The organism is Paraburkholderia sp. SG-MS1, from assembly GCF_012275575.1.
GTDB lineage: Bacteria > Pseudomonadota > Gammaproteobacteria > Burkholderiales > Burkholderiaceae > Paraburkholderia.
The window spans coordinates 1-19,538 of record NZ_NPIH01000144.1 but is presented as its reverse complement, the minus strand read 5'-3'; the positions used below and the strand labels follow the sequence as shown (position 1 = coordinate 19,538).

Annotated in this window: 15 protein-coding genes and 2 pseudogenes; 8 read left to right on the top strand and 9 right to left on the bottom strand. The window is 64.8% G+C overall.

The genetic code is table 11. The features are described 5' to 3' along the window. From CIC12_RS33050 to CIC12_RS11345, 4 genes and pseudogenes are all read left to right on the top strand, one after another. Nucleotides 1–187, top strand: a pseudogene (locus CIC12_RS33050) (branched-chain amino acid ABC transporter permease); the annotation flags it as partial. Next, nucleotides 180–1,496 carry a branched-chain amino acid ABC transporter permease gene (locus tag CIC12_RS11355; protein ID WP_168664214.1) on the top strand — a complete coding sequence of 439 codons (1,317 nt, stop codon included), beginning with the start codon at nucleotides 180–182 and terminating at the stop codon, nucleotides 1,494–1,496. The pseudogene CIC12_RS33050 and the gene CIC12_RS11355, both read left to right, overlap by 8 nt. A 67-nt stretch (nucleotides 1,497–1,563) precedes the next feature. Beyond that, nucleotides 1,564–2,424, top strand: coding sequence for an ABC transporter ATP-binding protein (locus tag CIC12_RS11350; protein WP_168664213.1), 861 nt, complete (start codon nucleotides 1,564–1,566; stop codon nucleotides 2,422–2,424). Further along, complete coding sequence (locus tag CIC12_RS11345; protein ID WP_168664212.1) at nucleotides 2,421–3,134, top strand: ABC transporter ATP-binding protein; 714 nt, start codon at nucleotides 2,421–2,423, stop codon at nucleotides 3,132–3,134. The genes CIC12_RS11350 and CIC12_RS11345 overlap by 4 nt, the downstream gene beginning before the upstream one ends. A 282-nt stretch (nucleotides 3,135–3,416) precedes the next feature. On the opposite strand, the gene iolB is transcribed toward CIC12_RS11345, so the two are convergent. The 7 genes from iolB to CIC12_RS11310 all read right to left on the bottom strand — a co-directional run bounded on the left by iolB (nucleotide 3,417) and on the right by CIC12_RS11310 (nucleotide 12,459). Continuing rightward, entirely contained in the window at nucleotides 3,417–4,217 is an 801-nt protein-coding gene (iolB, locus tag CIC12_RS11340; RefSeq protein ID WP_168664211.1) for a 5-deoxy-glucuronate isomerase, read from the bottom strand. Continuing rightward, complete coding sequence (gene iolE / locus CIC12_RS11335) at nucleotides 4,214–5,140, bottom strand: myo-inosose-2 dehydratase (protein WP_168664210.1); 927 nt, start codon at nucleotides 5,138–5,140, stop codon at nucleotides 4,214–4,216. The genes iolB and iolE overlap by 4 nt, the downstream gene beginning before the upstream one ends. A gap of 10 nt (nucleotides 5,141–5,150) precedes the next feature. Continuing rightward, entirely contained in the window at nucleotides 5,151–7,124 is a 1,974-nt protein-coding gene (iolD, locus tag CIC12_RS11330; RefSeq protein WP_168664209.1) for a 3D-(3,5/4)-trihydroxycyclohexane-1,2-dione acylhydrolase (decyclizing), read from the bottom strand. Next, the gene (locus CIC12_RS11325) at nucleotides 7,121–9,178 is read right to left on the bottom strand and encodes a bifunctional 5-dehydro-2-deoxygluconokinase/5-dehydro-2-deoxyphosphogluconate aldolase (protein WP_168664208.1); all 2,058 of its coding nucleotides are present in this window, start codon (nucleotides 9,176–9,178) and stop codon (nucleotides 7,121–7,123) included. The genes iolD and CIC12_RS11325 overlap by 4 nt, the downstream gene beginning before the upstream one ends. A gap of 67 nt (nucleotides 9,179–9,245) precedes the next feature. Next, the gene (locus tag CIC12_RS11320) at nucleotides 9,246–10,082 is read right to left on the bottom strand and encodes an ATP-binding cassette domain-containing protein (protein ID WP_168664207.1); all 837 of its coding nucleotides are present in this window, start codon (nucleotides 10,080–10,082) and stop codon (nucleotides 9,246–9,248) included. Between the two features lie 13 nt (nucleotides 10,083–10,095). Beyond that, nucleotides 10,096–11,265 carry an ABC transporter permease gene (locus tag CIC12_RS11315; protein ID WP_168664206.1) on the bottom strand — a complete coding sequence of 390 codons (1,170 nt, stop codon included), beginning with the start codon at nucleotides 11,263–11,265 and terminating at the stop codon, nucleotides 10,096–10,098. Between the two features lie 147 nt (nucleotides 11,266–11,412). Continuing rightward, nucleotides 11,413–12,459, bottom strand: a complete 1,047-nt coding sequence (locus CIC12_RS11310) for a sugar ABC transporter substrate-binding protein (protein WP_168664205.1) — start codon at nucleotides 12,457–12,459, stop codon at nucleotides 11,413–11,415. A gap of 276 nt (nucleotides 12,460–12,735) precedes the next feature. Here CIC12_RS11310 and CIC12_RS11305 point away from each other — a divergent pair, with 276 nt between their 5' ends. From CIC12_RS11305 to CIC12_RS11290, 4 genes and pseudogenes are all read left to right on the top strand, one after another. Beyond that, nucleotides 12,736–13,617, top strand: coding sequence for a MurR/RpiR family transcriptional regulator (locus tag CIC12_RS11305; protein WP_168664204.1), 882 nt, complete (start codon nucleotides 12,736–12,738; stop codon nucleotides 13,615–13,617). Continuing rightward, complete coding sequence (gene iolG, locus CIC12_RS11300; protein ID WP_168664203.1) at nucleotides 13,610–14,626, top strand: inositol 2-dehydrogenase; 1,017 nt, start codon at nucleotides 13,610–13,612, stop codon at nucleotides 14,624–14,626. Before CIC12_RS11305 ends, iolG begins: the two co-directional genes overlap by 8 nt. 105 nt (nucleotides 14,627–14,731) lie before the next feature. After that, a pseudogene (locus tag CIC12_RS11295) lies at nucleotides 14,732–15,121 on the top strand (hypothetical protein); the annotation flags it as partial. Nucleotides 15,122–15,183: 62 nt separating this feature from the next. Further along, on the top strand, nucleotides 15,184–15,411 hold the full coding sequence (locus CIC12_RS11290) for a sulfurtransferase TusA family protein (protein WP_168664215.1): 228 nt from the start codon (nucleotides 15,184–15,186) through the stop codon (nucleotides 15,409–15,411). A 134-nt stretch (nucleotides 15,412–15,545) separates the two neighbouring features. Here the strand turns inward: CIC12_RS11290 and galU are convergent, their stop codons facing one another. Both galU and CIC12_RS11280 read right to left on the bottom strand, forming a co-directional pair. After that, nucleotides 15,546–16,427 carry a UTP--glucose-1-phosphate uridylyltransferase GalU gene (galU, locus tag CIC12_RS11285; protein ID WP_121315232.1) on the bottom strand — a complete coding sequence of 294 codons (882 nt, stop codon included), beginning with the start codon at nucleotides 16,425–16,427 and terminating at the stop codon, nucleotides 15,546–15,548. A 72-nt stretch (nucleotides 16,428–16,499) separates the two neighbouring features. Continuing rightward, on the bottom strand, nucleotides 16,500–19,379 hold the full coding sequence (locus tag CIC12_RS11280) for a valine--tRNA ligase (protein WP_168664202.1): 2,880 nt from the start codon (nucleotides 19,377–19,379) through the stop codon (nucleotides 16,500–16,502). Nucleotides 19,380–19,538 lie beyond the last annotated feature (159 nt).

Sequence of the window (19,538 nt, the reverse complement as noted above, 5' to 3'; positions counted from 1 at the left end):
GACGCTGGCGGTGGCGAGCACTGTGTCGCTGGGCGAGGTGCTCTCGATCATCGGTGCATCGGCGCCAGCCGAATGGGATGCGTTGACGCTCGCGCAACTCGCGCCGCTGATTCCGTATCTGCTGCTCGTCGCCATGCTGGCGCTGCGTCCGCGCGGGCTGTTCGGACGGCACGGCGATCATGCGTAAGCGCGGCGGGGCAGCCGAACCGTTCCGGGCGCCTGCGGCAGCGCCCGTGCCACCCATTTGCGCGCTCTGGCGCACTGTCGCGCCGTGGCTTGCGCTCGTCGCGTTCCTCGCGGCGCCGCCGTTCGTCTGGCCGCAAAGCTGGCTGCTCGCCTATCTGGCGCAGAGCGCGGCGATGATCGTCTTCGCGCTCTCGTACAACCTGCTGCTCGGCGAAACCGGGCTGCTGTCGTTCGGGCATGCAACGTATGCCGGGCTCGGCGCGCTTGCCGCCGCGCAGGTGTTCAACCGGATCGGCGTGCCTCTCGCGCTGCTGCCGTTGATCGGCGGATTCGGCGGCGCGCTGTGCGGCGTACTGTTCGGCTTCATCGCGACGCGGCGCTCAGGCACCGCGTTCGCCATGATCACGCTCGGCCTCGGCGAACTCGTGGTGGCGGCCGCATGGGCGCTGCCCGACTGGTTCGGTGGCGAAGCGGGCGTGGCGATCGATCGTGCAAGCGGAACACTGCTGGGCGCGTGGAGTTTCGGTCCGGCGCGCGAAGCCTATGCGCTGATCGCGCTGTGGTGCCTGCTGGCAAGTGCGGCGATGTTCGCGCTGTCGCGCACGCCGTTCATGCGGCTGGCGAACGCGGTGCGCGACAACCCGGCGCGGGTCGCGGCGATCGGCTGCTACCCGCGGCGCGTTCGTTACGGCGTAGTGGTGGTGGCGGCGTTTTTCGCGGGCATCGCGGGGACCTTGGGGCTGATCAACATCGAACTGGTGTCGACGGAAAGCGTCGGCATGATGCGCTCGGGGGCGGTGCTGATTGCGACGGTGATCGGCGGTACGGCAGCGTTTTTCGGGCCGGTCGCCGGTGCGGTCGTGCTGACGTTTTTCAGCGTCGTGGTGGCGAGCGTGACGCGCGCCTGGTTGTTCTATCTCGGGCTTTTCTTTGTCGTCGTCGTGGTGGCATCGCCGGATGGGCTGGCGGGTCTCGTCGAACGGCATGCGGCGCGGCTCGCGATGCATGGCTGGCGCAAATGCCGCGCGGTTTATCTGTGGGGCACGGCGGGCGCGTTGTCGTGGGGTGTGGCTGTCGTGCTCGCGGTGCAATGGGCGTATGCGGTGCAATTTGGCGCAGATGACGGTGCGGCCGTCGGCGCTGCCGGCGCGCCATGGCGGCTGGCAGCGTCGTCGTCACCGCTTTGGCTCGGCGTCATTGTCCTCATGCTTGCTGTGGCGGGCGCGCTTGGCACGCGTTACGCGCGTCGCGCGCGAGCGCGACTCGAGGGTCGGTCGGGCTCCGCACAGACGGCTGGAGATCCGCGATGACCCGATCCCCCACGCAAACAAGCCTCGCCGCTCATGCACGCCCGACGTCACCGCATGGAGCTTCGCGATGATCCCCGCACTCGCCCTTTACGGCATCCAGAAGCGCTTCGGGTCCACGCAGATTCTGCGCGGCGTCGATCTCGCGGTTGAACCCGGCGAGCGTCATGCGCTGATCGGCCCTAACGGCGCGGGCAAGTCGACGCTCTTCAATCTGATCGCCGGCGGCGCGCGACCGAACGCCGGGCGCATCGATCTGTTCGGCGCGGAGATCACGCGCCTCGCGCCGGCCGCGATCGCGCGGCGCGGGCTCGCGCGCAGCTTCCAGAGCACTAGTGTGTTCGCGCGCCTCACCGTGTTCGACAACCTGCGCTGCGCGGCAATGCTGGCCGAGCGCGGCCGCCTGCGCTGGTGGCAGCGTTTCAGCGGCTCGCCTACGGTCGATGCGCACGCCGCCCAGGTGCTGGACGCGGTCGGCCTGAGCGGGCGTCGCGACGTGCAGGCCGGCACGCTCAGCTACGCCGAGCAGCGCGCGCTCGATCTCGGCATCGCACTCGCGGGCGGCGCGCATACGTTGCTGCTCGACGAGCCGACTGCCGGCATGAACCGCGCGGAAGCCGCGCGCGCGATCGAACTGATTCGCGAGGCCACCGGAGGCCGCACGCTGCTGATGGTCGAGCACGACATGGACGCGGTCTTCGCGCTCGCCGACCGGATTTCCGTGCTGGTGCAAGGACGCATCATCGCAAGCGGCACGCCGGCGGCGATTCGTGCGGATGCGGCGGTCCGCGCGGCGTATCTGGGGGAAGGGTTCGGTGGGAAGGCCAGCGAACAGGCTCGCGGACCGATCGGCAAAGGCTCCGGCACAGCGTCCGGCGAGAAGACCGCCGAACAACCGGTCAATCGTCGCGACACGCGAGGGGACGCATGAGCGCACTGCTCGACATTCGCGCACTGAACGCATGGTATGGCGCGAGCCAGGCCTTGCATGGCGTCACGCTGCGCATCGGGCAAGGCGAAGTGCTCGCGCTGGTCGGGCGCAACGGCTCCGGCCGCTCGACGCTGGCGCGCGCGATCATGGGCCTCGTGCGCAGCGAGGGCGAACTGCGTTTCGCGGGCCGCTTGCTCGGCGGTCTGCGCACTTTCGAGCGAGCGCGCCTCGGGCTGGGCTATGTGCCTGAGCATCGCGACGTGTTTCCGGCACTGAGCGTTCAGGAGAATCTGCAGCTCGGCGTCGCGCCGCGCGCTCGCGGCCGCACACCGCGCTTCACTTTCGACGATGCCTACGCACTGTTCCCCGTGCTCGCCGAACGTAGACGCACGCGGGCCGGTGCACTATCGGGCGGTGAACAGCAGATGTTGACGCTCGCGCGGGCACTCCTCGGCGATCCCGATTTGCTCGTGATCGACGAGCCCGGCGAGGGTCTTGCGGGTCTCATCGTGGAGCAGGTCGCAGACTGTCTGCGGATACTGCGCGAACGCGGCGTCGCGATGCTGCTGATCGAACAGCGTCTCGTGATCGCGCGGGAGATTGCTGGCCGTGTCGCGGTGATGGGGCACGGCGAGATCGTGTTCGACGGAGAGATGACGTCGTTTCTGAAGCGCGCCGACGTGATGCAGGAGTGGTTGGGCGTCGGTTGAACGGAGCGCGCTTTGCAGCGGCTTATTGCCGTGCCCCATGCCTGTCAGCGATTGTTATTGCCGCGCTGCCCGATGATTCGCGCGCCTGGCTATCGCTGCGCGCGCTGCGTGGTCGTCCCCTCGCCGCGTGAGTGCCGTTTGAATCTTCTTTTACCGCATGCCGTACGCGCCCCACGCACGCGGACCTACATCGAGGACAGTTCGAACCCCGGTCTCATGAAGTTCGATCTGGCAGCGCGAAAGTAGGGGGCATGTTTCGCCCGCGCAATGCGGGCGAAACGATCAAGCCTCCTTATTAATGATCCACTCGTGCGCCGGGTCGTTGCGAAAATGCCAGACCCGTTGCGCGCCGGCCATCACGTTCAGATAGTACGAGTCGTAGCCATACGGCACGACCACGGGGTGATAGCCGCGCGGCACCATCACGACGTCGTGATTTTCCACCGCCATCGATTCGTCGATGTCGCGCATGTCGGTGTACACGCGCTGGAACGCGAACCCTTGCGGCGGATCGAGCCGGTGATAGTAAGTCTCTTCGAGCGAGCTTTCCTGAGGAACGTTGTCGGTGTCGTGCTTATGCGGCGGATAGCTCGACGCATGGCCGCCCGGCGTTCTGACTTCCACAACGAGCAGCGACTCGGCGGGCTCGGTCTGTGGAAGAATATCGCAGACGTAGCGCGTATTCAGGCCTTTGCCGCGCGTGGAGCGCTTCATCGCGGCCGGTTCGATCAGGCGGGCCGGAAACTCGCCTTTGGCCGGCGCGCTCGCCACGCCGACCTCCGCATCGCGGCACGCGCGTACCGTCGCGCGCACGTTGGGCGGCAGATACACCGCATACGGCGCGGCGTCTTCGAACACGCTGTCGCGTGAGCCGAGCGAGCTCCACATGGCGTCGGCGGTTTCGATATCCACCGCACCGGTGAGCACGACGATGCACACTTCGCGCGACGCTTCGAGCACGTGCACGACTTCGTTCGTTTCCAGACGATACGCGGCGAAACCCACGTAGCGCCAGCATGCGGACTGCGGCGTCACTCGCACGATCGTCTGGCCTTCGCCCTGTGCTTTCACCAATAAGCTCATGCTGCCTCCTTCGTCGTTGGGTTCGCGGTGTCGAGCGGCGCATCGACCAACGCACGCAAGGTCGTATAGCCCTTTTGCGCGTAGTCGAACGACGGCGCGACCACCGGGTCCTGTTCCGCTTCGACCACCAGCCAGCCGCGATAACCGTGCCGCTTCAGGCGCTCGATGATCGCTGCGAAATTCACCGCGCCGTCGCCTGGCACCGTGAACGCGCCGGCAATCACCGCATCGAGAAAACTCCAGTTGCGATTGCGCGCGAGCTTCATCACGGCAGGGCGCACGTCCTTGCAGTGCACGTGGCACACCCGCGCGATATGTTTGTCGAGCACCGCAAGCGGATCGCCGCCCGCAAACGTGATATGCCCGGCGTCGAACAGCAGGCCCACGGCATCGCCGGTGCGCGCCATCAGTTGATCCACGTCGGCGGGCGTCTCCACATACGCGCCCATGTGATGATGGTACGCGAGCCGCACGCCACGGCTTAACGTATAACCCGCGAATTCGTCGACACGCGCTGCGTACGCCGCCCACTGCGCGTCGCTGAAAAAACGCGGCCGTTGATAGAGCGGTTGCGGCGCGCCCTGAATCGAATCGGCGACTTCGCCATACACCATCACCGTCGCGCCGTTTTGCGCGAGCAGGTCGAGATGCGGCCCGACCGCGGCGATTTCTTCTTCGACGCTGCGTCGCGCGAGGCGTCCCGAATACCAGCCGGAGACCAGTGCGAGATCGTATTGCGCGAGCAGCGTCTGCAACGCCTGCGGCTCGCGCGGAAACTTGTTGCCGAGTTCGAAGCCCTGATAGCCGATCTGGCGGCCTTCCGTCAGCGCGACGTCGAGCGGCGTCTCGCCGCCGAGCGACGGCAGATCGTCGTTCATCCACGACAACGGGTTGATGCCGATGCGTATCTCGAAAGCAGTCATGCGCGTGTCCTCATTCGTGATCGGCGGGTTCGTCGCAGGCGCCTGGGTCGGCGCGCGCGGCGAGCTGCGCGTCATATTGCGCGCGGGCGTCGCGCACGGCGTCGCGTGACGACACTTCGGGGACGGCGACTTCCCACCACCAGCCGCCGTCGTCGGTAGTGCGGGCCGGGTCGGTGTCGATGCTGATCACGTAGGTGCGATCCGCGGCGCGCGCGCGTTGCAGCGCGGCTTCGAGTTCGGCGATATTGGCGGCATGTTCCGCTAGCGCGCCGAGCGAGCGCGCATGCGCGGCGAAGTCGATGGGTGGCGCGCCGAGCGGCCCTTGCACGCAATTTTCGAGCAGATTGTTGAACGGCGCGCCGCCGCATGCCTGTTGCAAGCGGTTGATGCAGCCGAAGCCGCGATTGTCTAGCACTACGATAATCAGTTTCGCGCCGAGCATGACCGAGGTCGCGATTTCGCTGTTCATCATCAGATAGCTGCCGTCGCCGAGTATGACGATCACGTCGCGCTCGGGTCGCGCGAGTTTCACGCCGAGACCGCCGGAGATCTCGTAGCCCATGCACGAATAGCCATACTCGACGTGGTACGCGCCCGGCTTGCCGGCGCGCCACAATTTGTGCAATTCGGCGGGCAGGGCGCCGGCCGCGCACACCACGATGTCGTGCGTCGCCGAATGCGCACTCGAACGCTGCACCGCGCCGATCACATCGCCCTCGTAAGGCAGCACCGTGTCGCGTTGCGGCGCATGCGTGAGCGTGCCGACCGTATCGCGCCAGCCGGACGCGAGCTTGTGCGCGCGCGTGGTCCACGTGCGCTCCGCATGCCAGCCTTGCAGCGCCTCGGCGAGGGCGTCGAGCGCGAGCCGCGCGTCTGCTTCGACCACCAGCGCGCGATGCTTGAGGCCGTCGAACGCGTTCGCATTGATGGCGATCACGTCGGCCTGCGTGAACAGCGTGTTCGAGCCGGTGGTGAAGTCCTGCAGGCGGGTGCCGATCGCGAGCACGCAGTCCGCATCATGCGCAAGCGCGTTCGCGGCCGGCGAGCCGGTCACGCCCAACGCGCCCGCGTTCAGTGGATCGTTCCACGCGAGTGAACTCTTGCCGGCCTGCGTCTCCGCAACCGGGATACCGTGCGTGGTCGCGAAGCGGTGCAACGCATCGGCTGCCCGGCTGTAGAGCACACCGCCGCCCGCGACGATCAACGGACGTTTCGCATGCCGCAAACGCGCGCACGCGGCGTCGAGTTCGTCGACGCGCGGCGCCGGCGCATGAAAGCGCACGACGCGCGCAGCAAAGAGATCCGCTGGGAAATCCCACGCTTGCGCCTGCACGTCTTGCGGCAACGCGAGCGTGACGGGGCCGCACAACGCCGCGTCGGTCAGTACGCGCAGCGCACGCGGCAGCGCGCTCAGCAATTGCGCGGGATGCACGATGCGGTCGAAGTAACGCGATACCGGTTTGAACGCGTCGTTCGCGGACACGCCGCCGTCGTTGAAATCCTCGACCTGCTGCAAGACAGGGTCGGGAGCGCGCGAAACGAAGATATCGCCAGGCAGCAACAGCACCGGCAGACGGTTCACGTGCGCGAGCGCCGCCGCCGTCAGCAGATTGGTTGCACCGGGTCCGATCGACGTGGTGACCGCCATCATGCGGCGGCGGAAATGCGCCTTCGCATAGGCAATCGCGCTGTGCGCCATCGCCTGTTCGTTGTGGGCTCGCAGCGTGGGCAGTGCCTCGCGATGCTGATAGAGCGCTTCGCCCATGCCCGCGACATTGCCGTGGCCGAAGATCGCGAACACGCCGCCGAACAACGGCTCCGTGCCGTTGCCGTCTTCGGTCGTCACGCGCTGCGCGGCGAGATAGCGCACGAGTGCCTGGGCCGTCGTCAGACGGACGGTGCCGCAAGAGGCCGAGCGCGCAGGCGTGGCGGCGCTTGCGGCCGCCGAGTCGTGATGCTCATGGGGCATTGCGCGCTGGTTCATGCCGCCTGCTCCTGATGAACGTGATTCGATGCGCCTTCCGTTGGTGGGTTGCTGCCGTTGCCCGCGCTCGCGTCACGTGCCGCGCGCCATGACGCGATCAGCGTTTCGAAAGTATGGCGCACGCGCGCGATCAATTCGTCGTCGCCGATTTCGCCGGCGAGCCATGCATGGCTCGGTTCGTGGAAGATCGTGCGGCCCACCGTGAAGCCCCGGCACGTGGCCGATCGGGCCGCCGCGCGAAAGCCCTCGTTCAACTGCTCGACGCCCGCCGACAAACCCAGCAGCACCACGCCCCGGCAGTACGGATCACGTTCGGCGATCAATGCGTCGACGGCTTGCCATTGCGCGGCGCCCATCGGTTCGAGCTTCCACCATTCCGGATAGATGCCGATGTTGTATAGCCGCTTCAACGCGCGGTACACGATGTCCGGCGCTTGCGGCAGTTGCGCGTGCTTCGGCGGAATCACTTCGAGCAGCAGTTCATGGCCGCTCGCTTGCGCCGCGTCGTAGAGTGCGCGCAATTGTGCTTCCTGTTCGAGCCGCTGTTCGATCGGCTCATCGGGATGGAATTGCACGAGGCATTTGACGACGTGTTCCTGCGGCCACGCGATCAGCGACGTGCCGATCGAGCGGCCATGATCGAACACCAGCGGGACCGAGCCCGGCAATTCGACCGGGCGGCCGATCCACCAGCCACGGCCGGTGGCGGCGTTCAGCGCGTCCTGGCCGTAACGGTCGTCGATCAGCACGCCGATGCGATCCTGCAAGCCCAACGCGCTTTCGGTCTGCGCGACGGCTTCGACGAACAGCCCCTTCAGCCGCGCGATACGTGCTTCGTCGGCGCCGGTTTGCTGCGCGAGTTCGAAAAACTGGTTGCGATGATCGAATGCGAAGCCGAGCACTTCGCGCCACGGCTTGCGAGCGGGCGACACGCGATGCAGGCGCGCGAGCGTCGCGTCGCGATCGGGGCGGCGCATCCGTTGCGGGTCGGCCTTCGCTTCGCGCAGGAAGTAGTCGAGTTCGGCGGGCGTCGGCATGGCCGGTGCACAGCCATGTCGCGACACGACCAGCGCACCGCTCGCATTCGCGGCGCGCGCGCAGGCTTCGAGCGGCTGATCGCGCAGCCATCCGGAGAGAAAGCCGGAGGCGAAGGCGTCACCCGCGCCGAGCACGTTCAGCACTTCGACTTCGACGCCGCCGTGAAGCGGTGCGGCGTCGAGCGAAGCGGGCACCACACCGTCGATGATCTGGCAGCCGAGCGGCCCGCGCTTTAGCACCAGCGTCGCGGGCGTGACGGCGCGCACCGCTGCCAGTGCCTCGGCCAGTTCGGTTTTGCCGCCTGCGATGCGAAACTCTTCCTCGGTGCCGATCACCAGATCGAACAGCGGCAGCATGCTTTGTAAATGCGCGGAGACGCCTTCGCTCGCGATGAAACGGGTCTCGCCGTCCGCCTTGCCGGTAAGTCCCCACAATACCGGCCGATAGTCGATGTCGAGCACCGTGCGCACCTGATTGCGGCGCGCGTAGTCGAGCGCGCGGCGGCTCGTGCGGTTCACCTGCTCGGTGGAGAAGTGAGTGCCGGTAATCAGCAGCGCTTTCGACGACGCGATGAATGCTTCGTCGAAATCGGCTTCGTCGACGGCCATGTCCGCGCAGTTTTCGCGGTAGAAAATCAGTGGGAACGTGTCGCGGTCTTTCAGGCCGAGCAGCACCAGCGCGGTCAGCCGCTCCTGGTCGATCCGCACGTGGCTGACGTCGCAACCTTCCTTGACGAGCGTTTCGGTGAGAAACCGCCCCATGTGGTCGTTGCCGACGCGCGCGAGCATCGCCGAGGCGAGCCCGAGCCGCGCGCAGCCGAATGCGATATTCGCCGACGACCCGCCGAGATACTTCGCGAAGCTCGACACGTCTTCGAGCCGCGCGCCGACCTGCTGGGCGTAGAGATCGACCGCGAGGCGGCCGAGGCACACGATGTCGCGGCTGCGGCCCGGCGCGAACCGTCCGCTGCCCGCCGAAGCCGGCGTGGTCCCGCCGGATGTGCTGGAGTGATCCATGAGTATCCCTGAGTAGCTGAGCGCGTGTCACCGGCGAGCGAGGCGCCGCACGACACGCGCGAATCGGTCAGATCGTCGCGCCTTCCAGTTCGCCGATCATCTTCTGCATTTCGGCGCCGCCGGCCATCATGTCGAGCACCTGATCCTTGCTGATGGTGTCCTTGGTGAACGTGCCGAGCGATCTGCCGCGATTGAGCAGCGTGAACGAATCGCCGATCGGATACGCGTGGTGCACGTTGTGCGTGATGAAGATCACCGAGATGCCTTTGGCGCGCGCCTTGTGAATCAGCTTCAGCACGTTGAAGCTCTGCTTCACGCCGAGTGCGGCGGTCGGCTCGTCGAGAATCAGCACGCGCGCGCCGAAGTGAATCGCCCGCGCAATCGCGAGGCATTGCCGCTCGCCGCCGGACATCGTGCCGATCGGCTGATGCGGGTCGCGCACGTTAATGCCCATGTCCGCGAGTTTGTCGCGCGCGGTCGTGGCGCTCGTGTCGAGGTCCATTACCTTCAGGAAGCCGAACAGTTTCTTCTGCGGCTCGCGTCCCATGAAGAAATTGCGCGCCACCGATAGAAGCGGCACCAGCGCGAGATCCTGATAGACGGTGGCGATGCCGAGGTCGAGCGCGTCTTTCGGCGACTCGAACAGCACCGGCTGGCCGTCCACCAGATACTGGCCGGAGGAGGGCTGATGCACGCCGGCCAGAGTCTTGATCAGCGTCGATTTGCCCGCGCCATTGTCGCCGAGCAGGCAGTGCACCTCGCTGCGTTTCAGACGCAAGGTCACGTCGCTTAGTGCAATCACCTTGCCGAAGTACTTGCTGACGTTCTCCAGCGCGAGGATCACGTCGTCGCTCGGGGCGTCGTTGGCATCCTGTGGCGGGGTCACGGTATTCGTATCGGACATGATCGTCTCCTCGTTACGACTGCGCGACGCGGCGGCGCACGTAGTGATTGAACAGCACGGCGATCAGCAGCATCACGCCGAGGAACACGCGGAACCAGTCGGAACTGACGTTGGTGTACGTGATGCCGATTTGCACCACGCCGAAGATCAGCGCGCCGAAACACGCGCCGATCACCGAACCGTAGCCGCCCGTCAGCAGCGTGCCGCCGATCACCGCGGCGATGATCGCTTCGAATTCCTTCTGCAAGCCACGGTCCGCCGCGGCCGAGCCGATGTCGCACACTTGCAGCACCGCGAACAGGCACGAGCAGAACGCGGTCAGCACGAACAGCGAAATCTTCACGCGGCGCACCGGCACGCCGACGTTCTTCGCCGCATTCGCGTCGCCGCCCACCGCGAGAATCCAGTTGCCGGCACGCGTTTTCGCGAGCACGAAGGCGCAGATCGCGGCGAGCGCGAGCCACCAGAGAATCACTTTGGGAATGCCCGGCACGAGCGCATGGCCGTTGTCGAGCAGGGTGCCGATGCCGTGATGCGCGAGCATCAGGAACAGGCCGTGAAAGGCGACGCCGTGAAATAGCGTGTTCGCGAGCCAGTCCTGTTGCGCCAGATCGCCGACGCCGGAGACGATGGTGCGGTCGGCGAACATGATCGACAGCGCGAGCGTGAGGCCGCGCAGGATGAACAGGAACGCGAGCGTGACGATGAACGACGGCAGGCGCGTGCGCATCACGAGATAGCCGTTCAGCGCGCCGAGCAGCATCGAGCCGGCGAACGCAAACAGGATCGCGAGCGAAATCGGCCAGTGAAAATAGACCGACGGAATCGCGACCATCATGCCGGCGAAGCCGATCATCGAGCCGATCGACAGATCGAATTCACCGGCGATCATCAGCAGGCACGCCCCGACCGACAGGATGCCTAAATACGCCGACACCTGTGACCAGTTCATCACGCCGTCGAGGTTGAACATGCCGGAGCTGCCGGCGCTCAATGCGAACACGAGAAACACCAGCACCGCGCCGGAAATCGCGGCGAATTCCGGGCGATTCAGCAAGTGACCGAACTTCGATTCCTTGCGCACGCGTTCATCCGCATCCGGCAGCGACGGCGCGGCGTTGTCGCGCGGCGCGCCGGGATTGGTCTTGACGTGCGGTGGGAAGTGTTTGCCGGCTACACCCATGATGTCTCCTTGGTGCCCGGTTGCGTCTCTGGCCAGGCGGGGATGCACTGACAGGACGACAGCCGGTGAAAATGCGCGCGGGCGGCGGGCGGCCCGCTCCGACGTCGAGTTCGACCCGCCTCGCGCGTGACTAGCTAGGGAAAAGGATCAGCGATACTGCCCTGCGTATTTGATGACCTTGTCGAGGTTTTCCTTCGTGATGAAGCCCGGGCCCGAACGGATGTTCTTCGTTCCATACGACGGCGCGAGGCCGTAGGTGGCGAGGCGCGCCTTGAACTTCGGATTCGCTTCGAGAATCTGGCGGATCTTCACGGGGTCGGTGGTGTGTTCCTTCTTCACGATCGCCAGCACCGCGACCGGGATATAGCCTTGCAAGTACGGCTGCTGGTCGATCGCGAACTGGATCGTGCCGTTCTGGATGGCCTTCGCAATGTCGTCGGAGAAGTCGAAGGTGGCGAAATAGATCTTGCCCGCGAGGCCCATCTGCTGAACCGCCTTCAGCGTGGCCGAAGCCGGGGTTGGTCCGAGCGTCAGGATCGCGCCGGTGTTCGGATGGTTGCGCAAAAACGCGCTCACCTTCGATTGAATCTCGGTCGGATCCTGGCCGGAATCGATCGTCGAGGTCTTGTAGTCGACGCCGAGCGCTTCGGCGAAACCGCGGCAACGGTCGAACGACACGGTGTTGGTGGCGATGTGATTCACGCACAGGAACGACTTCACGCCCGCGGCCTTGGCCTTTTCGCCGGCCGCTTTGCCGGCTACGTATTCGGGTTGTCCCACGTGCATGATCGCGCCGAGTTGCGCGCTTTGCTCTTCGGTGCCGGAGTTGATCGTGACGAGCGGAATCTTTTTCGCGGTCACTTTGCCGATCGAGCTTTTCAGCACGTCGAAATCGGCGATGGTGACGATCACGCCGTCGTAATTGCGCGCGGCAGCCTGCTCGACCAGGCGCGCCATATCGGCGATGTCGCCGTTTGGCGGATTGCGGTAGTCGGTCTCGACGTTGAAATCCTCGTCAGCCTGTTTGATCGCGTTCTTGATGGTGTTCCACCACGAGTCCGAATCCGGCGCGTGGCTGATCAGCACGAAGTGAGCGTCGGCCGCGCGGGCGGCCGAGGCCGCGCCGAATCCCGTCGCCAACGTCAACGCCGTCACCAGAACGCTGAGCGTAGCCTTGCCCTTGCAAAGTCTCATTGTCTCCACCTTTCTCGGTCTGTCGTTATTGAGGGGAGCGTCTGGCGGGCGGCTTTCCCTCCGCATACAGGCCGGCGCAGGTCCACCGAGCACCATCGCTCACGACCAAGAGTAGGTCATCTTCGGAGGCGGTGCAATGAAAATTTCATGAAAAATAAAAATGGAAAATACGTTCCATTTGGTGGGGAGCCTGCCTATAATCGGCAGCGTCGGAAGGCCGTGCGGCGGCCTTCGCAAGCGGCTGCCGCACTGCAATAAAGCACTTGAGAGAGAGTCATGGCGGAAGAGAGCACCGAGGAATTGCCGGGCGTGGATGAATTGATGCAGCGCATCGCGGAAAACTACGAGGCCTTGCCGCGTCAGTTGAAGAACGTCGCGACCTATATCGAACAGAACCGCTCGAGCGTGATGGTGGACCGCACGAGCGACATCGCCGCGAGTTGCGGCGTGCATCCGTCGGCGGTGGTGCGGTTTGCGCAGCGCTTTGGCTTTTCCGGCTTCTCCGATCTGCAGGCGGTGTTTCGTCAGGCTTACACGGGGCAGGGCACGTCCTCGCCGAGCTATCAGCAGCGCATTCGCAAGCTGATCGACGAGAAGCCGGGCGCGTTGTCCGGCGGCGCGGTGGCGCGCGAGTTCATCGCGGCGTCGCGCGGCGGTCTCGCTGAGCTCGAAGCGGGACTCGACGACAGGCAGTTCGACGCCGCGGTGAAGATGCTCCAGCAGGCTGACAACATTTATGTGGTCGGCGTGCGGCGCTCGTTTCCGGTGGCGAGCTACATCGTCTACGCGTTGCAGCACACGCCCAAGCGCGTGCATCTGGTGTCCGGCTTCGGCGGCATGTACCGCGAACAGATTCGCAGCGTGAAAAAGGGCGACGTGGTGATCGCCATCAGCTTTGCCCCGTATGGCAAGGAAACGCAGTACTGCCTGCGCGTCGCGCATCATCATCAGGCGAAGACGCTGGTTATTACGGATAGCCAACTATCGCCGCTGTCGCGCTACGCGAGCACCCAGCTGTATGTGAAAGAGGGCAGCGCGTTCGCGTTCCGCTCGCTGACCAGCACGATCTGCCTGTGCCAGGCGTTGTTCATCGCGCTCGCGTACAAGCTCGAATTGAATGTTGAAGAATCCAAAGACACCGGAGGATACGATGACTGACGCGGCAAACAGAATCGATGTGGCGGTATTCGGCGCGGGGCGCATCGGCAAGATTCATGCGGCCAATCTCGCTCGGCATCCGGGCGTGCGCCTCAAGTACGTGGTCGACGTGAATCGCGCGGCGGCTGCGGCGCTCGCCGCCGAGCATGGCGCGCAGGTCACGGATATCGACGGCGCGATGGGCGACGCCGCGGTGGGCGCGACCGTGATCTGTTCGAGCACGGACACGCATGCGGACCTGATCGTCAAATCGGCCGCACAGAAAAAGCATGTGTTTTGCGAGAAGCCGGTCGACCTGACGCTGGAGCGCGCGCGGGTTTGCGCGGATGCGGTGGAGCGCGCGGGCATCGTGTGCATGATCGGTTTTCAGCGCCGCTTCGATCCGACCTTCTCGGCGTTGAAAGCGCGCGTCGACGCAGGCGAAATCGGTACGCCGGAAATGCTCATCGTGACGAGCCGCGATCCGGGCGCGCCGCCCGTCGACTACATCAAGCACTCGGGCGGCATTTTCAAGGACATGCTGATCCACGACTTCGACATCTTCCGCTGGATTCTCGACGATGAGGCCGACACGCTGCACGCCACCGGCAGTTGTCTGAGCGACCCGGCGATCGCTGACGCGGGCGACATCGATTCGACCGCGGTGACGATCCGCACGAAGCGCGGACGCCTCTGCCAGATCAACACCGCGCGCCGCGCGGCGTACGGCTACGACCAGCGTTTCGAAGTGCTCGGCAGTACCGGCATGCTGCAGGCGGGCAATGTGCGGCCGACCGAAGTCACCGCGTACTCGAAGACCGAAGTGTCGAGCGACGTGCCCGAGGCGTTTTTTCTTGAACGTTATCGCGCGGCCTACGCGCTCGAAATCGCGCATTTCTTCGACGCGGTCACGCACGGCAAGCCGGTGCGCACGACGGTCGCCGACGGCCTGAAGGCACTCGAACTCGCCGACGCCGCGACTCGCTCGTGGCGTGAGGGCCGAGCGGTCACACTCGGCGAGGCCTCGTGATGAAGCCGGCCCCGCCCGATTACGCCGCGGCTTCGCGTCGGCGTAATCGGGCGGGGCCGGCTCGGTAAGCGGCACGCGGAGAATTTCGCGTATGGTGTGCCGGGCGCGACGTTCTACGCGTCGCGCACTCTGGCGCACGGCAACGACGCGCGCAGCGAAGTAATCGGCACGGCTGGTGCGCTCGCGATCGGTCTCAAGCCACGCGCGATTCGCGTCGGGATATACGACGCGACGGCAATTCGCAACGAACGCACGCCGAACTTCTTCGATCGCTTTGAAGACGCGTTTCTGCACGAGGCGCGCGCGTTCGTCGCGGCGGCGCCGGGCGGGGCCGCGGCACACGCGCAGGCGGGAGCGAATCTGGCCGACGCGCGGGAAGCGACCCGCATCGGCATCGCGTTGCGACGGTCGCTGGAAAGCGGCGAGGCGGCGCGCCATAGCACTGCAAGCGGCGCGCCGATGTCGTCTCGGGCGGCGACGCGCGGCCTGCTGTAGAATTTGACCCTCTGTCCGGCGTCGTTCACGACGCCTCGTCCCGAAGGTCATCGTCGATGCAAATTCAGATTCACAAGGAAGTCGATGCGCGCGGGCTGATGTGCCCGCTGCCTATTTTGCGCGCCAAGAAGGCGCTCGCCGACATGGAAAGCGGCCAGATTCTCAAGGTGCTGGCCACCGATCCAGGCTCACAGCGCGATTTCGCCGCATTTGCCAGGCAAACCGGCAATGAAATCGTCGAAAGCTCAGCGCAAGACAAGGTGTTCACGTTCCTGATGAAACGGCGCTAGGCCACGGAAGCCACGAGGGCTCGAGGCGCTCGACCACGCACGCCTCAAGCAAAAGGCGCTGTGCCCGCGAATGCGGGACACAGCGCCTTTTCATTTCAGTTCGATGAATAGGACGACGCGCGCGCGAGCGCCGTTCAACCTTCCAGAACCGGCGAACGGGTACGCAGGTATTCGGCGAAATCGGCGGCCACTTCCGGGTGACGTAGCGCGAACTCGACCGTCGCCTTCAGGTAACCGAGCTTGCTGCCGCAATCGAAACGCGTGCCGTGATACTTGTACGCGAGCACCTGTTCGTCCGCGAGCAGCGACTGGATCGCGTCGGTCAGCTGCAATTCACCGCCCGCGCCCGGCTTGATCGAGCGAAGGTGGTCGAAGATACGCGGCTTGAGCACGTAGCGCCCCACCACGCCGAGGTTCGACGGCGCCACATCCGGCTCCGGCTTTTCGACGATGCCCGACATCTTGATGATCGAATCTTCCCACTCCTTACCGTCGACGATGCCGTATGACTTCGTTTCCTGCGGCGGGATTTCTTCGACGCCGATCACCGAGCTGTGATAGTGGTCGAACACCTCGATCATCTGCGTCATGACGGGCGGGGTGCCGTACAGCAGGTCGTCCGCGAGAATCACGGCGAACGGATTGTCGCCCACCAGCTTTTCCGCGCACATCACCGCGTGGCCGAGGCCCAGCGCTTCCGCCTGACGCACGTAGAAGCAGTCGACATGGCTCGGCTTGATGCTGCGCACCAGCTCCAGCAGTTTGTCCTTGCCGCGCGCTTCCAGTTCGGCTTCGATCTCGTAGGACTTGTCGAAGTGATCTTCGATCGCGCGCTTGCTGCGGCCCGTGACGAAGATCATTTCGGTGATGCCTGCCGCCATCGCCTCTTCAACCGCATACTGAATCAGCGGCTTGTCGACGATCGGCAGCATTTCTTTCGGGCTCGCCTTCGTGGCGGGCAGGAACCGGGTGCCAAGACCTGCTACCGGAAAGACCGCTTTTGTAACTTTTAGCATGTGAATACCCTGCATCCTCTGGTTAGCTATCAGTCCTTGCCCGCCCTCTCAAGGGCGGGCAAGGACCGTTAATCAGACCGGCAAGCGCGCCAGCTGGGCTTTCAGCTTGCCCACGGTGGCTTCGAATTCGGCTAGTCTTTTCTGCTCCTGCTCAACGACTGCCGGCGGCGCCTTCGCAACGAAACTTTCATTCTGCAGTTTGGCATTGCATTTGCCGACTTCGGCGCTCAACCGCACAATCTCCTTCGACAAACGCTCGCGCTCGACCGCAACGTCGATCTCCACCTTCAGCACGAGCTTATCATTGCCAACGATAGCAATTGGCGCGCCATCCGCCTGAGCGTCGAGCGCGGCCTCGTCCGCGATGATCTGCACTTCCGACAAACGCGCCAATGCCTGCGCATACGGAGCAAAAGTACGCAGGCGCTCCGCGTTGCCGGTGGCGAGCAACGGCACCTTGACCGCGGGCGACAGATTCATTTCGCCACGCAGATTCCGGCACGCATCGATCACCGCTTTCAGCTCGGCTGCCCATTGCTCGGCATCTTCGTCGATCTTCGATGGCTCCGCGATGGGGTAAGGCTGCACCATGATGGACGCTTCCCCCTCTGCTGCACCCTCGGGATAACGTCCGGCCAACGGCGCCACTTTCTGCCACAACGCTTCGGTGATGAAAGGAATCACCGGATGCGCGAGGCGCAGCACCGTCTCGAGTACGCGCAGCAGCGTGCGGCGAGTGGCGCGCTGCTGATTCGGCTGACCCGTCTGGATCTGCACTTTCGCGAGTTCGAGATACCAGTCACAGTATTCGTCCCACACGAACTTGTACAGGGCGTTGGCCACATTGTCGAAACGATAGTCTGAAAAGCCCTTGGCAATTTCCGCTTCGACCCGTTGCAGGCGTGAGACGATCCAGCGGTCCGCCGACGAGAAATTCAGGTGGCCCTCAGGGCCGCATTCGCCGCATTGTTCCGGCTTGCCGAAGCCGCAATCGTGGCCTTCGCAGTTCATCAGCACGAAACGCGTGGCGTTCCACAGCTTGTTGCAGAAGTTGCGATAGCCTTCGCAGCGCGCCAGATCGAAGTTGACGTTGCGCCCGAGCGTGGCCATCGACGCCATCGTGAAGCGCAGCGCGTCGGTGCCGAACGCCGGAATGCCGTCGGGGAATTCCTTGCGGGTTTTCTTTTCGATCGACGCGGCCTGCTTCGGATTCATCAGGCCGGTGGTGCGCTTGGCGACCAGCGCGTCGAGGTCGATACCGTCGACGATATCGATCGGGTCGAGCGTATTGCCCTTGCTCTTCGACATCTTCTGGCCTTCGGCGTCGCGCACGAGGCCGTGCACGTAGACGGTGTCGAACGGCACCTTGCCGGTGAAGTGCGTGGTCATCATGACCATGCGCGCGACCCAGAAGAAGATGATGTCGAAGCCGGTGACCAGCACCGACGACGGCATGAAGTGTTGCAGTTCCGGCGTTTCGTTCGGCCAGCCGAGCGACGAGAACGGCACCAGAGCGGACGAGAACCACGTGTCGAGCACGTCTTCGTCGCGCTTGAGCGCGCCCGCATAGCCGGCCGCGGCGGCCTTGGCGCGCGCGCCCTCTTCGGTCTTCGCGACGAAGATTTCGCCGTTTTCGCCGTACCAGGCCGGAATTTGATGACCCCACCAGAGCTGGCGCGAGATACACCAGTCCTGGATGTTTTCGAGCCACTGGTAGTACGTGGTGGTCCAGTTTTCCGGCACGAACCTGATTTCGCCACTGCGCACCACGTCCAGCGCGGTCTCGGCAATCGATTTGCCCGGATTGAAAGTGCCTTCCGGCGCCGGCTTGCTCATCGCGACGAACCATTGATCCGTCAGCATCGGCTCGATCACGACGCCGGTGCGGTCGCCGCGCGGCACCATCAGCTTGTGCGGCTTGACCGATTCGAGCGCGCCGAGCGCTTCGAGGTCGGCGACCACCTGCTTGCGGGCGTCGAATCGGTCGAGGCCACGGTATTTTTCCGGTGCGTTCTCGTTGACCTTCGCGTCGAGCGTGAGGATCTCGATCATCGGCAGCTTGTGGCGCAGGCCGACCTGATAGTCGTTGAAGTCGTGCGCAGGCGTGACCTTCACGACGCCCGTGCCGAACTCGCGGTCGACGTAGTCGTCGGCGATGATCGGCACTTCGCGGCCCGACAGCGGCAGCGTGACCGTCTTGCCGATCAGCTGCACGTAGCGTTCGTCTTCCGGATGCACCATCACGGCGGTGTCGCCGAGCATGGTTTCCGGACGCGTGGTGGCGACCGTCAGATGGCCCGAGCCGTCGGTGAGCGGGTACTGGATGTGCCACAGGTGGCCGTTTTCTTCCTCGCTGACCACTTCGAGATCGGACACGGCGGTGAGCAGCACCGGGTCCCAGTTGACGAGACGCTTGCCGCGATAGATCAGGCCCTGTTCATAGAGGCGCACGAACACGTCGCGCACGGCGGCCGACATCTTGTCGTCCATCGTGAAGTATTCGCGCGACCAGTCGATCGACGCGCCCAGCCGGCGCACCTGATTCGTGATGGTCGAGCCGGACTGCTGCTTCCATTCCCACACGCGTTCGACGAATTTCTCGCGGCCGATGTCATGGCGCGACACGCCCATGGCGTCCAGCTGACGCTCGACGACGATCTGCGTGGCGATCCCCGCGTGGTCCGTGCCGGGCACCCATAGCGTGTTTTCACCAAGCATGCGGTGATAGCGGGTGAGGCCGTCCATGATGGTCTGGTTGAACGCGTGGCCCATGTGCAGCGTGCCCGTGACGTTCGGCGGCGGCAGTTGGATCGAGAAATCCTTGCGGTTTTCGTCGAAGGAGGGCGCGGCGTAGCCGCGCTTTTCCCATTCAGGGCCCCATTGGGCTTCGATGGTGTGGGGCTCGAAGCTTTTGGCAAGCGTTGAGGTGGTGTCGCTCGGGGTCTCGCTCATGTGTCGATCGGCTGGTGGATGCAAAGAATGCTCGATTATAAGCGGCGCGGGGCGGTGGGGGATTTTTGCCTCTGCGGCGCTTTGGTTGTGCTTTTCTTGTTTTGGCCTTTCCTTGATGTCGCGGTGGTCTATTGGCGTTGCCCCTGTGCGGGGCGGCAC